The sequence below is a fragment of the Polaribacter sp. YIW18 genome (genome assembly GCF_057219325.1).
This window is the reverse complement of sequence record NZ_JBXVVE010000011.1, coordinates 13,550-29,725: the sequence shown is the minus strand read 5'-3', so window position 1 is coordinate 29,725 and position 16,176 is coordinate 13,550. Positions and strand designations below refer to the sequence as shown.

Sequence of the window (16,176 nt, the reverse complement as noted above, 5' to 3'; positions counted from 1 at the left end):
ACTATGAAATTAAAATCTCTATACCTCCCTCTTTTAATCTTAGTTTACAACCTTGGATTTTCTCAAGATAATATCATTAAAAACCAAAACAAAATCATGGGTGCTCAAAACCCTAGTTTTTATGCTTTTGGAGACTCTTCAAAAGCAGGGGTATTAACTGGATCAGAGGGTTTTACTGATGCTAGCAAAATAGAAACAAAATTTGCCTTTGTAAATCATTTTTTTGAACAAAGTAATTTTTCATTGGCTCTAGATGTTAAGACCATTGATGTAAAAAGTCTTGGATACTCAATCTCAACAACTAATTTACATTATATTTATAGAACACAATTTAATTACAGATGGACGTTTAATCCCTCGGTATCTATAGGATATGGCAGCAGTTCATTAAATTACAATAATTTGATTTTTGAAGATCAAATAAACTTATTAAATGGGAGTATTGCTGGAGTTACTATTGACCCCGTAAACATTGATGGTCAAATTAATTATTTTGATTGGGCTGCAGGATTTTCGATCCACAACAACGAAAACTTATTTTTTGGGTTTAATGCAAAACACATCAATACTCCTGATACATCTTTTAATTCCTCATCAAAAAACAAGAAAGACTTATTGCTCTCTTTACAAATGGGTTATGAGTATGATTTAAACCCTTATGGACGAGGTATTTTGCCTTCATTTTCTTACCTATTTTTATATAACTCTTTTTCTATGCAAGGTGAGAAATCTAGAATAGGTCTTTTTCAAGAAGTAATATTAGGAAATATTTCTGTAGGGCTTAATCAATACTTTAATAACTATGAAGGCTTTACAATATCTCAATTAGGTGCCTCTTTAAGTCTTTTTGTTCAACAAATAGAACTTGGTGTTAATTATTCTATAGATATGATATCTCCTGGCCCAACAGGTACTGATTTTAACAGTTTTGAATTGTATATTACTTTTGACTTTAATCCTGATAACAAAAACAAAAGAGGAAATAATAGTCGTTTTTACGGGCTATAATGCATGCTAATAAAATACACTAGGTGGTTTAAAGATCGTTGCTCTTGTAAGCGATTATTAGATGTTTGCTGATTTTTAGAGTTCAATTTCAAATAACTTAAATGTTAAAGTCAATCCTATTCATGATGTTTATTTTTACAGTGCTTATGATACTTATGTGTATTTAACACAACTAATACGCAGTATACTAAACAAATCTTTAATTTATAAATAGATAACATAGATGCAACAAAAAAAGAATACCATAGCCATAATTATTATTGCAAGTTTATTTTTCATTTTTGGTTTTGTAACTTGGATTAACGGAGCTTTAATACCGTTTATGAAAACCATTAACGAATTAACAGATGCACAATCTTACTTAGTAGCTTCTGCTTCTTATATTTCATTTGTGGTAATGGCATTACCAGCCTCTTATATTTTAAATAAAATCGGCTATAAAAAAGGCATGTCTTTAGGTTTAATAATTATGGCAATAGGTGCTTTGGTTTTTATACCAGCTGCAGAGGCAAGAACTTATTGGTTGTTTTTAGCAGGTATTTTTATACAAGGTATTGGTATGACTATTTTACAAACTGCTGCAAACCCGTACATAACAATTTTGGGTCCTATAGAAAGTGGTGCAAAAAGAATTGCAATTATGGGTATTGCAAACAAAACGGCAGGTGCTTTAGGATCTCTTATATTTGGTGCTTTGTTGCTATCTGGTATTGATAAAACAAAAGAAAAACTAGCAGGTGCTACTCTAGAAGAAAAAAATGTTTTGTTAGATACAATGGCAGATAGTGTATTTATACCTTACCTTATAATGGCAATTATATTATTTGTATTAGGTTTTTTAATTAGAAAAGCGCCATTGCCACAAGTAGAGGCTGCAGAAAATAAAGATGTAAATAACCAAAGTACAACTAAAACAAGTATTTTTCAATTTCCAAATTTATGGTTAGGTGTAGTTGCTTTATTTGTATATGTTGGTGCAGAAGTTATTGCTGGTGATACTATTATAGCCTATGGTATTTCTTTGGGTTTTACAGGTGAAGAGGCAAAGTATTTTACAACTTATACACTTTTAGCAATGGTAGTAACATATGCTTTAGGTGTGTTTTTAATTCCAAACTATTTAAAACAAAAAACGGCCTTAATTGCAAGTGCTATCTTAGGAATTATTTTTAGTTTTTTTATAATAAACACTACAGGTTTTATATCTATTTTATTTGTTGCTGGTTTAGGTATTGCTAATGCATTGGTTTGGCCAGCCATTTGGCCTTTAACTTTAGAGGGTTTAGGTAAGTTTACAAAAACAGGATCTGCTCTTTTAATTATGGCAATTTCGGGTGGTGCATTAATACCTCCATTATACGGTAGGTTGGTAGATGCTAACAAACAAGAAATAATTGCAAATGGTACAGAAGAATTTACAGCTTTAGCACAAGCTTCTAATAGTAGTTATTGGATTTTAATACCCTGCTATGCCATAATTTTATACTTCGCAATTTGGGGGCATAAATTAAAAAAGTGGTAATATTTTAAAAACCCTGAGCAATTTTTTCTAACTCAGGTAAATTTAAAATTTTAATTTCTTTACCTACAAATTCTATATATTTTTTCTTTTTTAAGTCAGATAATAACCTAATGGCAGATTCTGTAGCTGTACCAATAATATTGGCAATATCTTCTCTAGATAAACGTACATTTATAATACCATCATTATTTGTATCAAACTTTTCTTTTAAATTGATAAGGGTTTCTGCCAAGCGTTGTTTAACGGTTTTTTGAGCCATGTCTACAATAATATTATCGGCTTTTTTTAAGTTATTAGCCATATCTTTTAACACGCTCATAGAAAATTTCGGATTCTTTTCTAAATCTTCAATAATTTCTTCTTTAGGGATAAAACAAACTTCCATATCCTCTAAAGCAATAGCTTCTAAATTAGAAGCTTCTTGTGTTATTAAGCTTCTTTCACCAAGAATATCTCCTTTTTTAATAAGATTTACAATTTGATTTCTACCATTTTCACTCATTTTAGAAACCTTACAAATACCATCTTTTATACAAAAGATGCCATTTATATGCTCTCCTTCCCTAAAAAGTGGCTCTCCTTTTTTGATGGTTCTAGAAGTTTTACACGCAGATATTTTAACCAATTCTTCTCTAGACAAATGGGTTAAAGAATTAAATTTACGTACAATACATTGTTCACACTTACTCATAAGAATAAAATAAATATCCAACCAAATATATTCAAAAGATGATAAATATCATATAATAAACAAAACAATTCTTAGAATTTTGCAAAAGGCAAAAGAGTAAATATGAAATCTACACAATGTTATCACTGTGGCGATTCTTGTGATGACAAATGCGTTAAGTTTGATGAAAAGCAATTCTGTTGTAATGGTTGTAAAACTGTTTATGAGATTTTTTCTGAGAACGATTTAACTTGTTATTACGATTTTCAAGAAAATCCAGGAGCAGTACCAACCGAAATTCAAGGAAAATATGATTTCTTGGAACAGGAAGAAATTGTTAAAAAATTATTAGATTTTTCTGACGCAAATACACAAATTGTAACACTTTATATACCACACATTCACTGTAGTTCTTGTATTTGGGTGCTAGAAAACCTACATAAATTAAAGCCAGAAATCTCATCATCTCAAGTAGATTTTACCAAAAAACAAGTTCAAGTTACCTTTAATTTAGAGAACACTTCTTTAAAAGAAATAGTTTTATTGTTAAGTGCAATTGGTTATGAGCCTTATATAAGTTTAGAAGATTACGAAGGTGGAAAAAAAGCAGTAGACAGAAGTTTAATTTATAAATTAGGACTAGCAGGTTTTGCTTTTGGAAATGTAATGTTTTTGTCATTTCCAGAATATTTTGAAGTAGATGGTTTTTGGATAGAAAAATATAAAAATGTTTTTCGTTGGTTGATGTTTTTCTTTTCATTACCTGTTGTTTTTTATGCAGGTAAAGATTATTTTGTATCAGCCTTTAAAGGATTACGCTCTAAAATATTAAACATAGATGTACCTATTGCGTTGGGTATTTCTGTATTATTTATAAGAAGTACTGTAGAAATTATTTTCGACTTGGGTACTGGTTTTTTTGATAGTTTAACAGGTTTGGTTTTCTTTTTATTACTAGGAAAATTTTTTCAACAAAAAACTTACAATTTTTTATCATTTGAGCGCGATTATAAATCGTATTTCCCAATTGCAGTTACAAGAATTAGAAATTCAAAAGAAGAAAATGTACCAATTTACGATGTAGAAAAAGGAGACAGGTTATTAATCAGAAATGAAGAATTAATACCTGTAGATGGAATTTTAATCAACGGAAACGCAGCAATAGATTATAGTTTTGTTACAGGTGAAGCGGTACCTGTAGAAAAAAAATCTGGAGACAAACTTTTTGCGGGTGGTAAACAACTTTCTGGTGTTATAGAAATGGAAGTTTTAGCATCTGTATCTCAAAGCTATTTAACTCAATTATGGAGTAATGATGTATTTAATAAAGAAAACAAATCACCCTTTAAAACCATTACAGATACCATTAGTAAAAACTTTACAATAGCAGTTTTATCTATAGCTATTTTAGCAACAGTTTATTGGTTGTTTATCGATTCTAATAAGGCCTTAAATGTATTTACAGCTGTTTTAATTATTGCTTGTCCTTGTGCTATAGCATTGGCAGCACCTTTTACTCTTGGCAATATGTTGCGTATTTTTGGCAAACAAAAATTCTACCTTAAAAACGCCACAGTTGTAGAACAATTGGCAAAAATAGATACTGTAATTTTCGATAAAACAGGCACATTAACAACCAATAAAGAAAGTAAAATTTTATACGAAGGTGAAGCCCTTAACCTAGTAGAAGAAAAATTTTTAAAAAGCACTTTACGAGCTTCAAACCATCCATTAAGTAGAACGCTTTATAACAAATTTCATAAAATAGAAACACAACCTATAACCAATTACAAAGAAGTGGTTGGTAAAGGTATAGAAGCCAATTTTGATACTACAAATTTAAAACTAGGGTCAGCGTCATTTGTAAATAATAATGATGAAAAATCAACTTTAGATACGGCTGTGCATATCACTTTTAATGATGTTTATAAAGGAAAATATATTTTTAAAAATGCCTATAGAAAAGGGGTTAAACAACTCTTCAATTCGCTTAATAAAAATTATAATCTTGCTGTAGTTTCTGGTGATAATGAGGGTGAAAAAGAGTATTTACAACACTTTTTGCCCTCTGTTACCGATTTGTTATTCAATCAAAAACCAGAGAACAAATTAGACGTGGTAGCTAATTTACAAAAGCAAGGTAAAAAAATAGCAATGATTGGCGATGGTTTAAACGATGCAGGTGCTTTAGCACAAAGTGACGTGGGTATTGCTTTATCAGAAAACATCAATGTGTTTTCTCCTGCTTGCGATGGTATTTTAGATGCATCAAAATTTTATAAAATAGCAACTTTTTTAAAAGCATCAAAAAAGGCTATAAAAATTATAAAATATTGTTTTATACTGTCTTTATGCTACAATGTTATTGGTTTGTATTTTGCTGTAACTGGTCAATTAATGCCTGTTATTGCGGCAATTTTAATGCCTTTAAGTTCTATAAGTATTGTTGTTTTTACAACCATTTCTACCAATTTATTAGGTACTAAAATTAAATAATTATGAGCATTCATATACAAGCAAAAAAAGGAGAAATAGCAAAAACAGTTTTGTTACCTGGAGATCCAATGAGAGCAAAATGGATTGCAGATGATTTTGATAGTTACAAAAAATGGGCAGAATATGGTGTTTTATGTGTAGAAATGGAAACTTCTGGTTTGTACACAGTTGCAGCAAAATACAATGTAAATGCACTATCTATTTTAACAATTTCAGATAGTTTGGTAACCAAAGAAAGAACCACAGCAGATGAAAGAGAACAAACCTTTAAAGAAATGATAGAAATTGCTTTAGAATTGGCATAGTTATCAGTTTAGGTGATTTTGTTAAAGAATGAAACAAAATTGTATCGAGAACACATGAAACAATCATTAATACAAAAATACAACATTCCAGGACCAAGATATACTAGTTATCCAACTGTACCTTATTGGAACAAAGCAGGAATTCAAAAACAAGATTGGATACAATCTTTTCAAAAATCGTTTAAAGAAAGTAACCAGTCTGAAGGGATAAGTGTATACATTCATTTACCATTTTGTGAGAGTTTGTGTACTTTTTGTGCGTGTCATAAACACATTACAAAACGTCATGAAGTAGAGGAGGAGTATATTGAAACTCTTTTAAAAGAGTGGAAATTATATGTGGCTTTGTTACACGAAAAACCCATTGTAAAAGAGTTGCATTTAGGTGGTGGTACACCTACTTTTTTCTCAAAAGAAAACTTACAATTTTTAATGAATGGTATTTTTTCTAGTGCAGAAAAACATCCAGAACACGAATTCAGTTTCGAAGGTCATCCAAATAATACTACCAAAGAGCAATTACAAACGTTGTTTGATTGTGGTTTTACACGAGTAAGTTTTGGTGTGCAAGATTATAATGAAAAAGTACAGAAAGCCATTCATCGAATTCAACCTTTTGAAGCAGTAGAACAAGTTACAAAATGGTCTAGAGAAATTGGATATACTTCTGTAAGTCACGATTTAATTTTTGGTTTACCATTTCAAACCAAAGAAAACGTAATTCATACCATCAACAAAACAAAAGAGCTACAGCCAGATAGAATTTCATTTTACAGTTATGCACATGTGCCTTGGGTAAAAGGCGTAGGTCAAAGAGGTTTTAACGAAAATGATTTGCCAAAAGACGAAGAAAAAAGAGCTTTGTATGAATTAGGAAAAGAACTTTTTGCAACCTTGGATTATCAAGAAATTGGGATGGATCATTTTGCATTAAAAACAGATAGCTTGTATAAGGCAACCGTCAATAAAACCATCCATAGAAATTTTATGGGATACACAGCCAGTAAAACCCAGTTAATGATTGGTTTAGGAATGTCTGCTATATCTGATTCTTGGTATGCATTTGCACAAAATGTAAAAACGGTAAAAGAGTATCAACAATTGGTAAATGCGGGCGAAATTCCAATTTTTAGAGGCCATTTATTAACTGAAGAAGATAGGGTTATCAGAAAACATATTTTAAATATGATGTGTCATTTTTCCACTTCGTGGGAAAAAGAGACTATGCAAATTAAAAATATAAAAAAGCATTTAGCATTATTAAAAGAAATGGAAAATGATGGTTTGGTTAAAATTGAAAAAAATAAAGTAATCATACCAGAAAAAGCAAGACCCTTTGTAAGAAATATTTGCATGGCATTTGATGTACATTTATTAGAAAATAAACCCAAAACACAATTATTTTCTATGACTATTTAGTAAAATTATTTGAATTTAAATAATTGATTATTTGTGTTTTATGGTTTTACACAACAGCGCGTTCAGTAAATATGATAAATGTCATATTTTAAAATTAATAACAAAGTTATTTTTGAACTATTAAATTATCAGGCAAGATATGAGCGTAATATACCTTCTACTAACACTAAGTATTTTAGTGGCTATAGTATTTTTTATCGCATTTATTTATTCAGTAAAGAGAGGTCAGTATGATGATTCATACACGCCCTCTGTTCGTATGCTGTTTGATGATGAATTAGTGAAAGAATCAACAGAAAAATCAACTAAAGTTTAAATTATATTATATGGAAATGCAACAATTTTATTACGACAATAAGATCGTAAAAAAGTTTATCTACGCAACGCTACTTTGGGGTATAGTAGGTTTTACGGTCGGGTTAATGCTGGCTTTTATGTTTTTATTCCCAAACTATACAGAGGGAATTTCGTGGTTAAGTTTTGGTCGTTTAAGACCTTTGCATACAAATGCAGTAATTTTTGCCTTTGTAGGGAATGCTATTTTTGCGGGTGTTTATTATTCGCTACAGCGTTTATTAAAAACCAGAATGGCCAGTAATTTTTTAAGTAACTTTAATTTTTGGGGATGGCAATTAATTATTGTTGCAGCAGCTATTACACTTCCTTTAGGGTATTCAACTTCTAAAGAGTATGCAGAATTAGAGTGGCCTATAGATATAGCCATTGCTTTAGTTTGGGTAGCTTTTGGTGTAAACATGATTTTGACCATCTTAAAAAGAAGACAACGTCACTTATATGTGGCTATTTGGTTTTATTTAGCAACATTTGTAACAGTTGCAGTTTTACATATTTTTAATAGTTTAGAGTTACCAGTTACTGCCTTAAAATCTTATTCTGTTTACGCAGGTGTACAAGATGCACTCGTACAATGGTGGTATGGCCATAATGCAGTTGCATTTTTCTTAACAACACCATTTTTAGGATTAATGTATTATTTTGTTCCTAAGGCAGCTAACAGGCCTGTGTATTCTTATAGACTTTCTATTGTACACTTTTGGTCTTTAATCTTTATATATATTTGGGCAGGACCACACCATTTATTGTATTCTGCTTTACCAGATTGGGCACAAAATTTAGGTGTAGCATTTTCTGTAATGTTAATTGCGCCATCTTGGGGAGGTATGATTAATGGTTTATTAACCTTAAGAGGTGCTTGGGATAAAGTGCGTACAGACCCAGTTTTAAAATTTATGGTGGTGGCAATTACAGGTTATGGTATGGCAACTTTTGAAGGACCCATGTTATCATTAAAAAATGTAAATGCAATTGCACACTTTTCTGACTGGATTATTGCACACGTTCACGTTGGTGCCTTAGCATGGAATGGTTTCTTAGCATTTGGAATGTTATACTGGATGATACCAAAATTGTTTAAAACAAAATTATATTCTACAGGTTTAGCAAACGTACACTTTTGGGTAGGTACTTTAGGAATCATATTATACGCATTACCAATGTATGTAGCTGGTTTTGTACAAGCTTCTATGTGGAAACAATTTAATCCAGATGGTACTTTGACGTATGGTAACTTTTTAGAAACCGTAAACGAAATTATACCCATGTATTGGATGCGTGCCATTGGTGGTAGTATGTATATTTTAGGTGCGCTTATTATGTTGTACAATGTGGTAAGAACAGTTAGATCTGGTAGTGCTGTGAAAGATGAGTTAGCAGAAGCACCAGCTTTAAAGAAAGTATCTAAACACAGAACAAAAGGAGAAGGATATCATACTTGGTTAGAAAGAAAACCTATTAAATTAACCATTTATGCAACAATTGCTATTTTAATTGGTGGAGCTGTACAGATTATACCAACATTGTTAGTAAAATCGAACATTCCAACCATTAGTAGTGTAAAACCATATACACCTTTAGAATTAGAAGGTAGAGATTTATATATAAGAGAAGGTTGTGTGGGGTGTCACTCTCAAATGATTAGACCTTTTAGAAGTGAAGTAGAACGTTATGGAGAATACTCTAAAGCAGGAGAGTTCGTGTATGATCATCCATTTTTATGGGGAAGTAAACGTACAGGGCCAGATTTGCATAGAGTAGGTCAGAAATATAATGATAGCTGGCACTTAAACCACATGTACGATCCACAAAGTACATCTCCAGGATCTATTATGCCATCATACAAATGGTTAATAATAAATGAGCTTGATAAATCTGCAACAGAAGATAAAATGAAAGCAATGGTAACTTTAGGAGTGCCATATACAGATGAAGAAATTACAAATGCACAAGCACATATGTTAGCTCAAGGAGCTCAGATTCAAGAAAACCTATATGCAGATCCAGATTTTGCAAAAAACTACGATGCAGATAGAAAATATGCACAAGAAAATGGAGAGGATTTTATAGAAATGAAAAACAGAGAAATAGTTGCCTTAATAGCATATATACAACGTTTAGGTACAGATATTAAAGTAAAAAAAGAACAACAAATCTCTAAAAAATAGAAAATATGTTTAAATTTTTAAAAGGACATTTAGAGAGTATTACAGGAATAGAAATTTATCCAATGATATCTCTCATTATATTTTTCACTTTTTTTGTAGCCCTATTTTGGTGGGTGTTTACAGCAAAAAAAGACTATATAAATAAGGTAAGTAAAATACCATTAGATTAATATTAAAGCTAAAAAAATGAAAAGATCTTTTCAATCTACAATATATGTAGTTTTTGTAATTGTTACGTTTATAGCACTTGCAAAATCGTTTATGGTGTACGAAAACCCATTTAATATTTATGAAAACCCGCTAGTTTGGTTAGCTTTAATAGGTTTTGTTTTAGTACTAGTTCTTAAAGAAGCTGTAAATGTATTGGCAATTAAAAGAGCTACAGATTTACAAAACGAAAAAGAAGGCATTTTACCTGAAGAACCCAATCTTTGGATTAAAAAAATATTGCTAAAATGGACGAAAGCTAAGGCAATAGATCAAGAAGAAGATATTGTTTTAGATCATAATTACGATGGTATAAAAGAATTAGATAACTCTTTACCACCTTGGTGGGTATACATGTTTTATGCAACTATTTTGTTTGGTATTATATACTTGGTAAGGTTTCATGTGTTAGATGGAGACAATCAAACTATGGAGTATAACAAAGCTGTTGCAGAAGCAAAAGCTGCTTTAAAAGAATACAAAAAATCGGCACCAGTAGATTTAATTACGCCAGAAAACGTAACCCTTTTAACAGATGCTAGCGATTTATCAAGAGGTAAAGCTGTTTTTAACTTAAACTGTGCATCTTGTCACTTAAAAGACGGGGGAGGTCAAATAGGCCCCAACTTAACAGATGAATATTGGATTCTAGGAGGAGGTATCAAAAACGTATTTAACACGGTTTATAATGGAGGTAGAGATGGTAAAGGTATGATTGCGTGGAATAAAACCTTAAAAGCCGCAGATATTGCAAAAGTATCAAGTTATGTACTTTCTTTACAAGGCACAACACCTGCACAAGCAAAAGCTCCACAAGGAGAAAAGTGGGAGCAAGAATAAACTTTTATTAAATTAAAAAATAAGTATTCATATGGAAACACCCGAGAATGAAGTTTTTAGAGATAGTATTGCTACTGTTGATTCAGAAGGAAAGCGCTCTTGGGTTTTTCCTAAAAAACCAAGTGGTAGATTTTATAAATATAGAAGCTATGTAAGTTATTTTTTATTAGCTTTTTTATTAGCTACCCCTTTTATAAAAATTAACGGAAATCAATTTTTATTATTTAACGTTTTAGAACGTAAGTTTAATATTTTTGGATTTCCTTTTTGGCCACAAGACTTTCATTTATTAGTAATTTCAATGATTACAGGTGTTGTGTTTGTAATCTTATTTACTGTTGTTTTTGGAAGAATTTTTTGCGGATGGATTTGCCCACAAACTATCTTTTTAGAAATGGTTTTTCGTAAAATAGAATATTGGATAGATGGTGATAGAGGAAAACAAATTCGATTAGACAAGCAACCTTGGAATGCAGAGAAAATTAGAAAAAGACTTTTAAAATGGTTTATTTTCTTTATCATTTCGTTTATCATTGCCAATGTTTTTTTAGCTTATTTAATTGGCGGAGATAAACTAATTAGTTACATCACTGGCAATCCTTTAGATAATATAAGTACCCTTATAGCTTTACTAATATTTACTTCAGTTTTCTATTTTGTATTTACTTGGTTTAGAGAGCAAGTATGTATTATTGCTTGTCCTTATGGTAGATTACAAGGAGTTTTATTAGATAACAAAACCATTAATGTGGCTTATGATCACAAACGTGGAGAAAGAGAAAAAGGCAGATCTAAATTTAAGAAAAATGAAGATAGAGAAGCCTTAGGCAAAGGAGACTGTATAGATTGTAAACAATGTGTAGTAGTTTGTCCAACAGGTATAGATATTAGAAATGGTACACAATTAGAGTGTGTAAATTGTACAGCTTGTATAGATGAATGCGATCATATTATGGAAAGTGTTGGTCTGCCAAAAGGCCTAATACGTTATGCCAGCGAAGATAATATCGCCAAGAAAAAAACTTTTCAATTTACTGCCAGAATGAAAGGTTATTCTGCTGTATTGTTCATTTTAACAGGTATTCTAATAGGAATGCTTTTTTTAAGAAACGATGTAGAAGCAACCATTTTAAGATTGCCAGGGCAATTATATCAACATAAAGAAAACAACATTATAAGTAATGTTTATACTTATAAAGTAATTAATAAAACATCTAAAGATATAAAAGATATTAGCTATAAAATATTATCTCATAAAGGTAAAATTGAGTTGGTGTCTCACTCTAATTTTATAGTACCAAAAAGAGGTTTAGCAGAAGGTACTTTATTTATAGAAATTAATGCATCTGCCTTAAAAGGCGATAAAGATAAACTTGAAATAGGGGTATTTAGTGGCGATAAATTAATAGAAACTACCAGTACAAATTTTTTAGGACCAAGAAGTTACAAGTAATAAGATTAAAGTTTGAAAATTGAAGTTAGAAGTTAATTTTAATACCATTTCTAAGAAAAGAGAAGTTTTACATAAGAAATTATAATTATGAAATTAAATTGGGGAACAGGTATCGTACTGGCAATTGTAGCTTTTATTGGTTTTATCATGTATTTTGTTATTACAATGAGTACAGATACTGCTTATAGTCATGATTTGGTTACCGAAAAATACTACCAAAAAGAGTTAGGTTTTCAAGATGAAATAGATGCAGAACAAAACGCTTCTAATTTAAATGAAAAAATAAAAATAGAAAGAGTAGCAAAAGATTTAAAAATAACGTTTCCAAACAACTTTACCCCTAATAAGATTCAAGGAAAAGTGTTCCTATATAGACCATCTAATAAACAATTAGATTTTGAAATACCTATTTCAATTTCTAAACCATATTTGCTCGTGCCTGAGAAACGTTTACTAGATGGTCGCTGGAACATTAATATAGTTTTTAAATATAACAATAAAAATTACTTGGTAAAAAAAGAAATTAACTATTAATGTTTCTATCTGCAATTATATTTGGTTTATTAGGTAGTTTCCACTGCGTGGGAATGTGTGGTCCTATAGCCTTTATGTTGCCAATTGATAGAACCAATAAAGTAAAAGGTTTTTTTCAAATTTTAAGCTATCATTTGGGTAGGTTATTTACCTACAGTTTAATAGGGTTGTTATTCGGTTTATTAGGTAAAAGTTTTTACCTCTTTGGGTTTCAGCAACAAATATCTATTGTGGTTGGTGTTTTAATGATTTTATTTATTCTTTTTCCAAAAATATTCAAAAAAGTAAATATTTCTAAAACTATTAGTAATGTTATCTTTAAAGTAAAAAACACATTAGGTAAAGAACTAAAAAATAAAAGAAACGATACTTTTTTTACCATTGGCTTTTTAAACGGATTTTTGCCTTGTGGCTTGGTTTATATGGCTATTTTTGGTGCTTTAGCAACTACCAATGCTTTTTCTGGTAGTTTTTACATGTTTCTTTTTGGTTTAGGTACCATACCTTTAATGACTTCTGTTGTGTATTTAGGGAATTTTACCAAAGGTACTTTTAGAAAAAAAATACAACAAGCAATACCCGTTTTTGTGTTTTGTATTGGGCTACTTTTTATTTTAAGAGGTTTAGGTTTAGGCATACCGTACATTTCTCCAACACCAGTTTTAGACCTTGTTTCTAATTCAGCCACTTGCCATTAATTACTTTTTGTAGTAAATTAAAATAAAAAATGTATTTTTAGTAATGTAACTATGTTAAAAGTATGCTCTAAAAAGTATTCTTATCAAGAAATATAATATATTTGATTTCTCATAAATAATAAAGCTTTAATGAAGTTAATTTACATTAGAATTTGCCTTTTAAGTATTATTTTTTTCTCTATAAATAGTCGAGCACAAGAAACTTTACCTATTTATACCGATTATTTATCAGATAATATTTTTTTAATACATCCAGCTGCTGCAGGTATTGGTAATTCTAGTAAGTTAAGGCTTACAGCAAGACAACAATGGATTGGTGTACCCAATGCACCAGCTTTACAAACCATAAGTTTTCACACAAAATTTGGCGAAGAATCTAATGCAGGTTATGGCTTGGTGTTGTTTAATGATAAAAATGGTTTTCACTCTCAACAAGGTGTACAAGGTACTTATGCTTACCATTTACCAATGAGTAATGGTCGTTTTTTTGAACAACTTTCTTTTGGTTTGTCATTTACTTTTGTTCAAAATCAATCAGACCAAAGAACCTTTAATGGAGACCCAACTGTTGCAGCCATAGTAGAAAGTACCAGCTATTACAATGCAGATTTTAGTGTAGCATATCACAAAGGTGGTTTGTCTTCTTATTTTACTGTTAAAAACCTTTTTTTAACAGCAAAAAATAATCTAAATGTACAAGAACCCTTAGATTTAAGGAATTATATTTTATCTGCCGGATACTATTTTGGTAAAGAAAATTATGTTCAGTTAGAACCCTCTGTAATGTTACAATTTAGAGAAGGTACTGGAGAAAAATTGGCAGATATCAATTTAAAAGTTTACAAAACATTGTCTAAAACACAACTTTGGGCAGCGTTATCTTATAGAAGAAACTTTGATGCGAATAGCATAGACAATGCTTCTTATTTTTCACCAATAGTGGGTGTAAACTTTAAAAACTTTATGTTTTCTTATACCTATACAAAACAGTTGAACGAAATTCTTTTTGCGGATTCAGGCTTTCATCAAATCTCTTTGGGCATTAATCTTTGGACAAGAGAACCTAGAGCAGCAGCATGTCCTAATATAAATACGATGTTCGGTAGTTTTTAAAAAGTAGTTTCAATAACTTTTACTTGCTTTTTATTTTTTGCGTTTAAAACTAATTTTTTTAGTGTGTTTTTATCCATATTTATATAAAAAACATGTTTGGATATTTCTTTCTGTAACTGTAACAACTCGTTCTTTTTTAAGATAGCTTTTGTTTGTTTTGCAACAGCCTCACCAGAATCTATAATTTTAATAGTATTCCCTACAATTTTTCTAATTTGTGGTATTAAATAAGGGTAATGTGTGCAGCCTAAAACTAAAGCATCTATATTTTCTTCGATCATTGGTTGTAAATAATATTGCAATAAAGCAGTTGTTTCTTTAGAATTAAATTTGCCTTTTTCTATAAGTTCTACAAGCCCTTTTCCGATAGTTTCTTTAATTTTAATATGAGTTCTAAAAGTACTAGACGTTTTTTCGAATAAAGCACTATTTAAGGTGCCTTTGGTAGCTAAAATACCAATGGTGTTTGTTTTAGTTTTTAAAGCAGCAGGTTTTATAGCAGGTTCTATGCCAATAAAAGGTACATTGTAGGTGTTTCTTAAATATTCAATGGCATTTGTAGTTGCTGTATTGCATGCTACTACTATAAGTTTGCAGTTTTGTTTTAGTAAAAACTCTGTATTTTTTATACACAAAGCTAAAATGTCTTCCTTAGATTTTTCGCCATAAGGTGCATTTTTACTATCAGAAAGATAGATCGTGTTTTCATGTGGAAGTAGAGCAATTACTTCTTTCCAAATAGAAGTACCACCTACACCAGAATCAAAAAAACCAATTGGGTTACTCATTGTCTTGTAAAAATAAAAAAACCTGCTTTTAAAAGCAGGTTTTTTTCAAATTATAGTCTAATTTATTTTTGTTGTTGAGGTTTTGGCTTATCTTTTAATAAACCTAACTTTGCTTTTACAGCATCATATAGATCTACCCCCTTCTTAACAATTAAAGATTTTTCATCAAAAACATATAAAATACCTTTATCTGCTGCAGTATCTTGAATAGCTTTTTCTGCTTTTTTAACAATTGGCTCTAAACCTTCGTTTTGTTTACCTTGCATTTCTTGGTAAGCAGCTTGTTGCGCTTGGTCTAACTTAACCTTATCTAACTGAACTTCTTCTGCTCTTTTTTTATTCGTTTCTTCGGTTTGTGTAGCTTGTTCTGCTGTATATTTTTGGTATTTTGCTTCTAATTTTTTCTTCATACCCTCAATTTCTCCTTGGTATGTTTTACCAATTTTTTCTAAGTTGGCAGTTAACGCTCTTGTTTCTGGCATATTATCTATTACTCTTTGGTAATTAATATGACCTATTTTTTGTGCATTTGACATACCCGCAAATCCTAAAGTAAATACAGCAATTAATAGTAACGTTCTAAAATTTTTCATTCTTGTTT

General features: G+C 30.4%; 15 protein-coding genes and 1 pseudogene. 13 read left to right on the top strand and 3 right to left on the bottom strand.

Going from position 1 to position 16,176, the window contains the following annotated elements; translation table 11 throughout:
• Positions 1-3 precede the first annotated feature (3 nt).
• Positions 4-1,008 (top strand): PorP/SprF family type IX secretion system membrane protein, encoded by a 1,005-nt coding sequence (locus tag AC2D6T_RS10965; protein WP_298947737.1) that lies wholly within the window; start codon positions 4-6, stop codon positions 1,006-1,008.
• A gap of 223 nt (positions 1,009-1,231) precedes the next feature.
• Positions 1,232-2,530 (top strand): sugar MFS transporter, encoded by a 1,299-nt coding sequence (locus AC2D6T_RS10960; protein ID WP_484681519.1) that lies wholly within the window; start codon positions 1,232-1,234, stop codon positions 2,528-2,530.
• Positions 2,531-2,534: 4 nt separating this feature from the next.
• Here the strand turns inward: AC2D6T_RS10960 and AC2D6T_RS10955 are convergent, their stop codons facing one another.
• Entirely contained in the window at positions 2,535-3,221 is a 687-nt protein-coding gene (locus AC2D6T_RS10955; protein ID WP_438989582.1) for a Crp/Fnr family transcriptional regulator, read from the bottom strand.
• Positions 3,222-3,323: 102 nt separating this feature from the next.
• On the opposite strand from AC2D6T_RS10955, the gene AC2D6T_RS10950 reads away from it, so the two are divergent.
• The 11 genes and pseudogenes from AC2D6T_RS10950 (at position 3,324) to AC2D6T_RS10900 (ending at position 14,787) form a co-directional block, all read left to right on the top strand.
• Positions 3,324-5,696, top strand: a complete 2,373-nt coding sequence (locus AC2D6T_RS10950) for a heavy metal translocating P-type ATPase (RefSeq protein WP_484681518.1) — start codon at positions 3,324-3,326, stop codon at positions 5,694-5,696.
• Between the two features lie 89 nt (positions 5,697-5,785).
• A pseudogene (locus tag AC2D6T_RS10945) lies at positions 5,786-6,001 on the top strand (phosphorylase family protein); the annotation flags it as partial.
• Positions 6,002-6,055: 54 nt separating this feature from the next.
• Positions 6,056-7,420 carry an oxygen-independent coproporphyrinogen III oxidase gene (gene hemN / locus AC2D6T_RS10940; protein ID WP_484681517.1) on the top strand — a complete coding sequence of 455 codons (1,365 nt, stop codon included), beginning with the start codon at positions 6,056-6,058 and terminating at the stop codon, positions 7,418-7,420.
• A 139-nt stretch (positions 7,421-7,559) separates the two neighbouring features.
• Positions 7,560-7,736 carry a cbb3-type cytochrome oxidase assembly protein CcoS gene (gene ccoS, locus AC2D6T_RS10935; RefSeq protein ID WP_298947750.1) on the top strand — a complete coding sequence of 59 codons (177 nt, stop codon included), beginning with the start codon at positions 7,560-7,562 and terminating at the stop codon, positions 7,734-7,736.
• Between the two features lie 10 nt (positions 7,737-7,746).
• Positions 7,747-9,942, top strand: a complete 2,196-nt coding sequence (gene ccoN / locus AC2D6T_RS10930; protein ID WP_484681516.1) for a cytochrome-c oxidase, cbb3-type subunit I — start codon at positions 7,747-7,749, stop codon at positions 9,940-9,942.
• Between the two features lie 5 nt (positions 9,943-9,947).
• A complete protein-coding gene (locus AC2D6T_RS10925) occupies positions 9,948-10,112 on the top strand; it encodes a CcoQ/FixQ family Cbb3-type cytochrome c oxidase assembly chaperone (RefSeq protein ID WP_298947754.1) in 165 nt (54 codons plus the stop codon).
• Between the two features lie 16 nt (positions 10,113-10,128).
• The gene (locus tag AC2D6T_RS10920) at positions 10,129-10,989 is read left to right on the top strand and encodes a cbb3-type cytochrome c oxidase N-terminal domain-containing protein (RefSeq protein ID WP_298947756.1); all 861 of its coding nucleotides are present in this window, start codon (positions 10,129-10,131) and stop codon (positions 10,987-10,989) included.
• 31 nt (positions 10,990-11,020) lie between these two features.
• Positions 11,021-12,442 (top strand): cytochrome c oxidase accessory protein CcoG, encoded by a 1,422-nt coding sequence (ccoG, locus tag AC2D6T_RS10915; protein ID WP_484681515.1) that lies wholly within the window; start codon positions 11,021-11,023, stop codon positions 12,440-12,442.
• An 87-nt stretch (positions 12,443-12,529) separates the two neighbouring features.
• Positions 12,530-12,976 (top strand): FixH family protein, encoded by a 447-nt coding sequence (locus AC2D6T_RS10910; protein WP_484681514.1) that lies wholly within the window; start codon positions 12,530-12,532, stop codon positions 12,974-12,976.
• Complete coding sequence (locus AC2D6T_RS10905; RefSeq protein WP_438989589.1) at positions 12,976-13,674, top strand: sulfite exporter TauE/SafE family protein; 699 nt, start codon at positions 12,976-12,978, stop codon at positions 13,672-13,674. Before AC2D6T_RS10910 ends, AC2D6T_RS10905 begins: the two co-directional genes overlap by 1 nt.
• A 129-nt stretch (positions 13,675-13,803) precedes the next feature.
• Positions 13,804-14,787, top strand: coding sequence for a PorP/SprF family type IX secretion system membrane protein (locus AC2D6T_RS10900; RefSeq protein ID WP_438989590.1), 984 nt, complete (start codon positions 13,804-13,806; stop codon positions 14,785-14,787).
• Here the strand turns inward: AC2D6T_RS10900 and murI are convergent.
• Both murI and AC2D6T_RS10890 read right to left on the bottom strand, forming a co-directional pair.
• Positions 14,784-15,575, bottom strand: coding sequence for a glutamate racemase (murI, locus tag AC2D6T_RS10895; RefSeq protein WP_484681513.1), 792 nt, complete (start codon positions 15,573-15,575; stop codon positions 14,784-14,786). The genes AC2D6T_RS10900 and murI overlap by 4 nt on opposite strands.
• A 62-nt stretch (positions 15,576-15,637) precedes the next feature.
• Entirely contained in the window at positions 15,638-16,168 is a 531-nt protein-coding gene (locus tag AC2D6T_RS10890; RefSeq protein WP_298947768.1) for an OmpH/Skp family outer membrane protein, read from the bottom strand.
• Between the last annotated feature and the right edge of the window lie 8 nt (positions 16,169-16,176).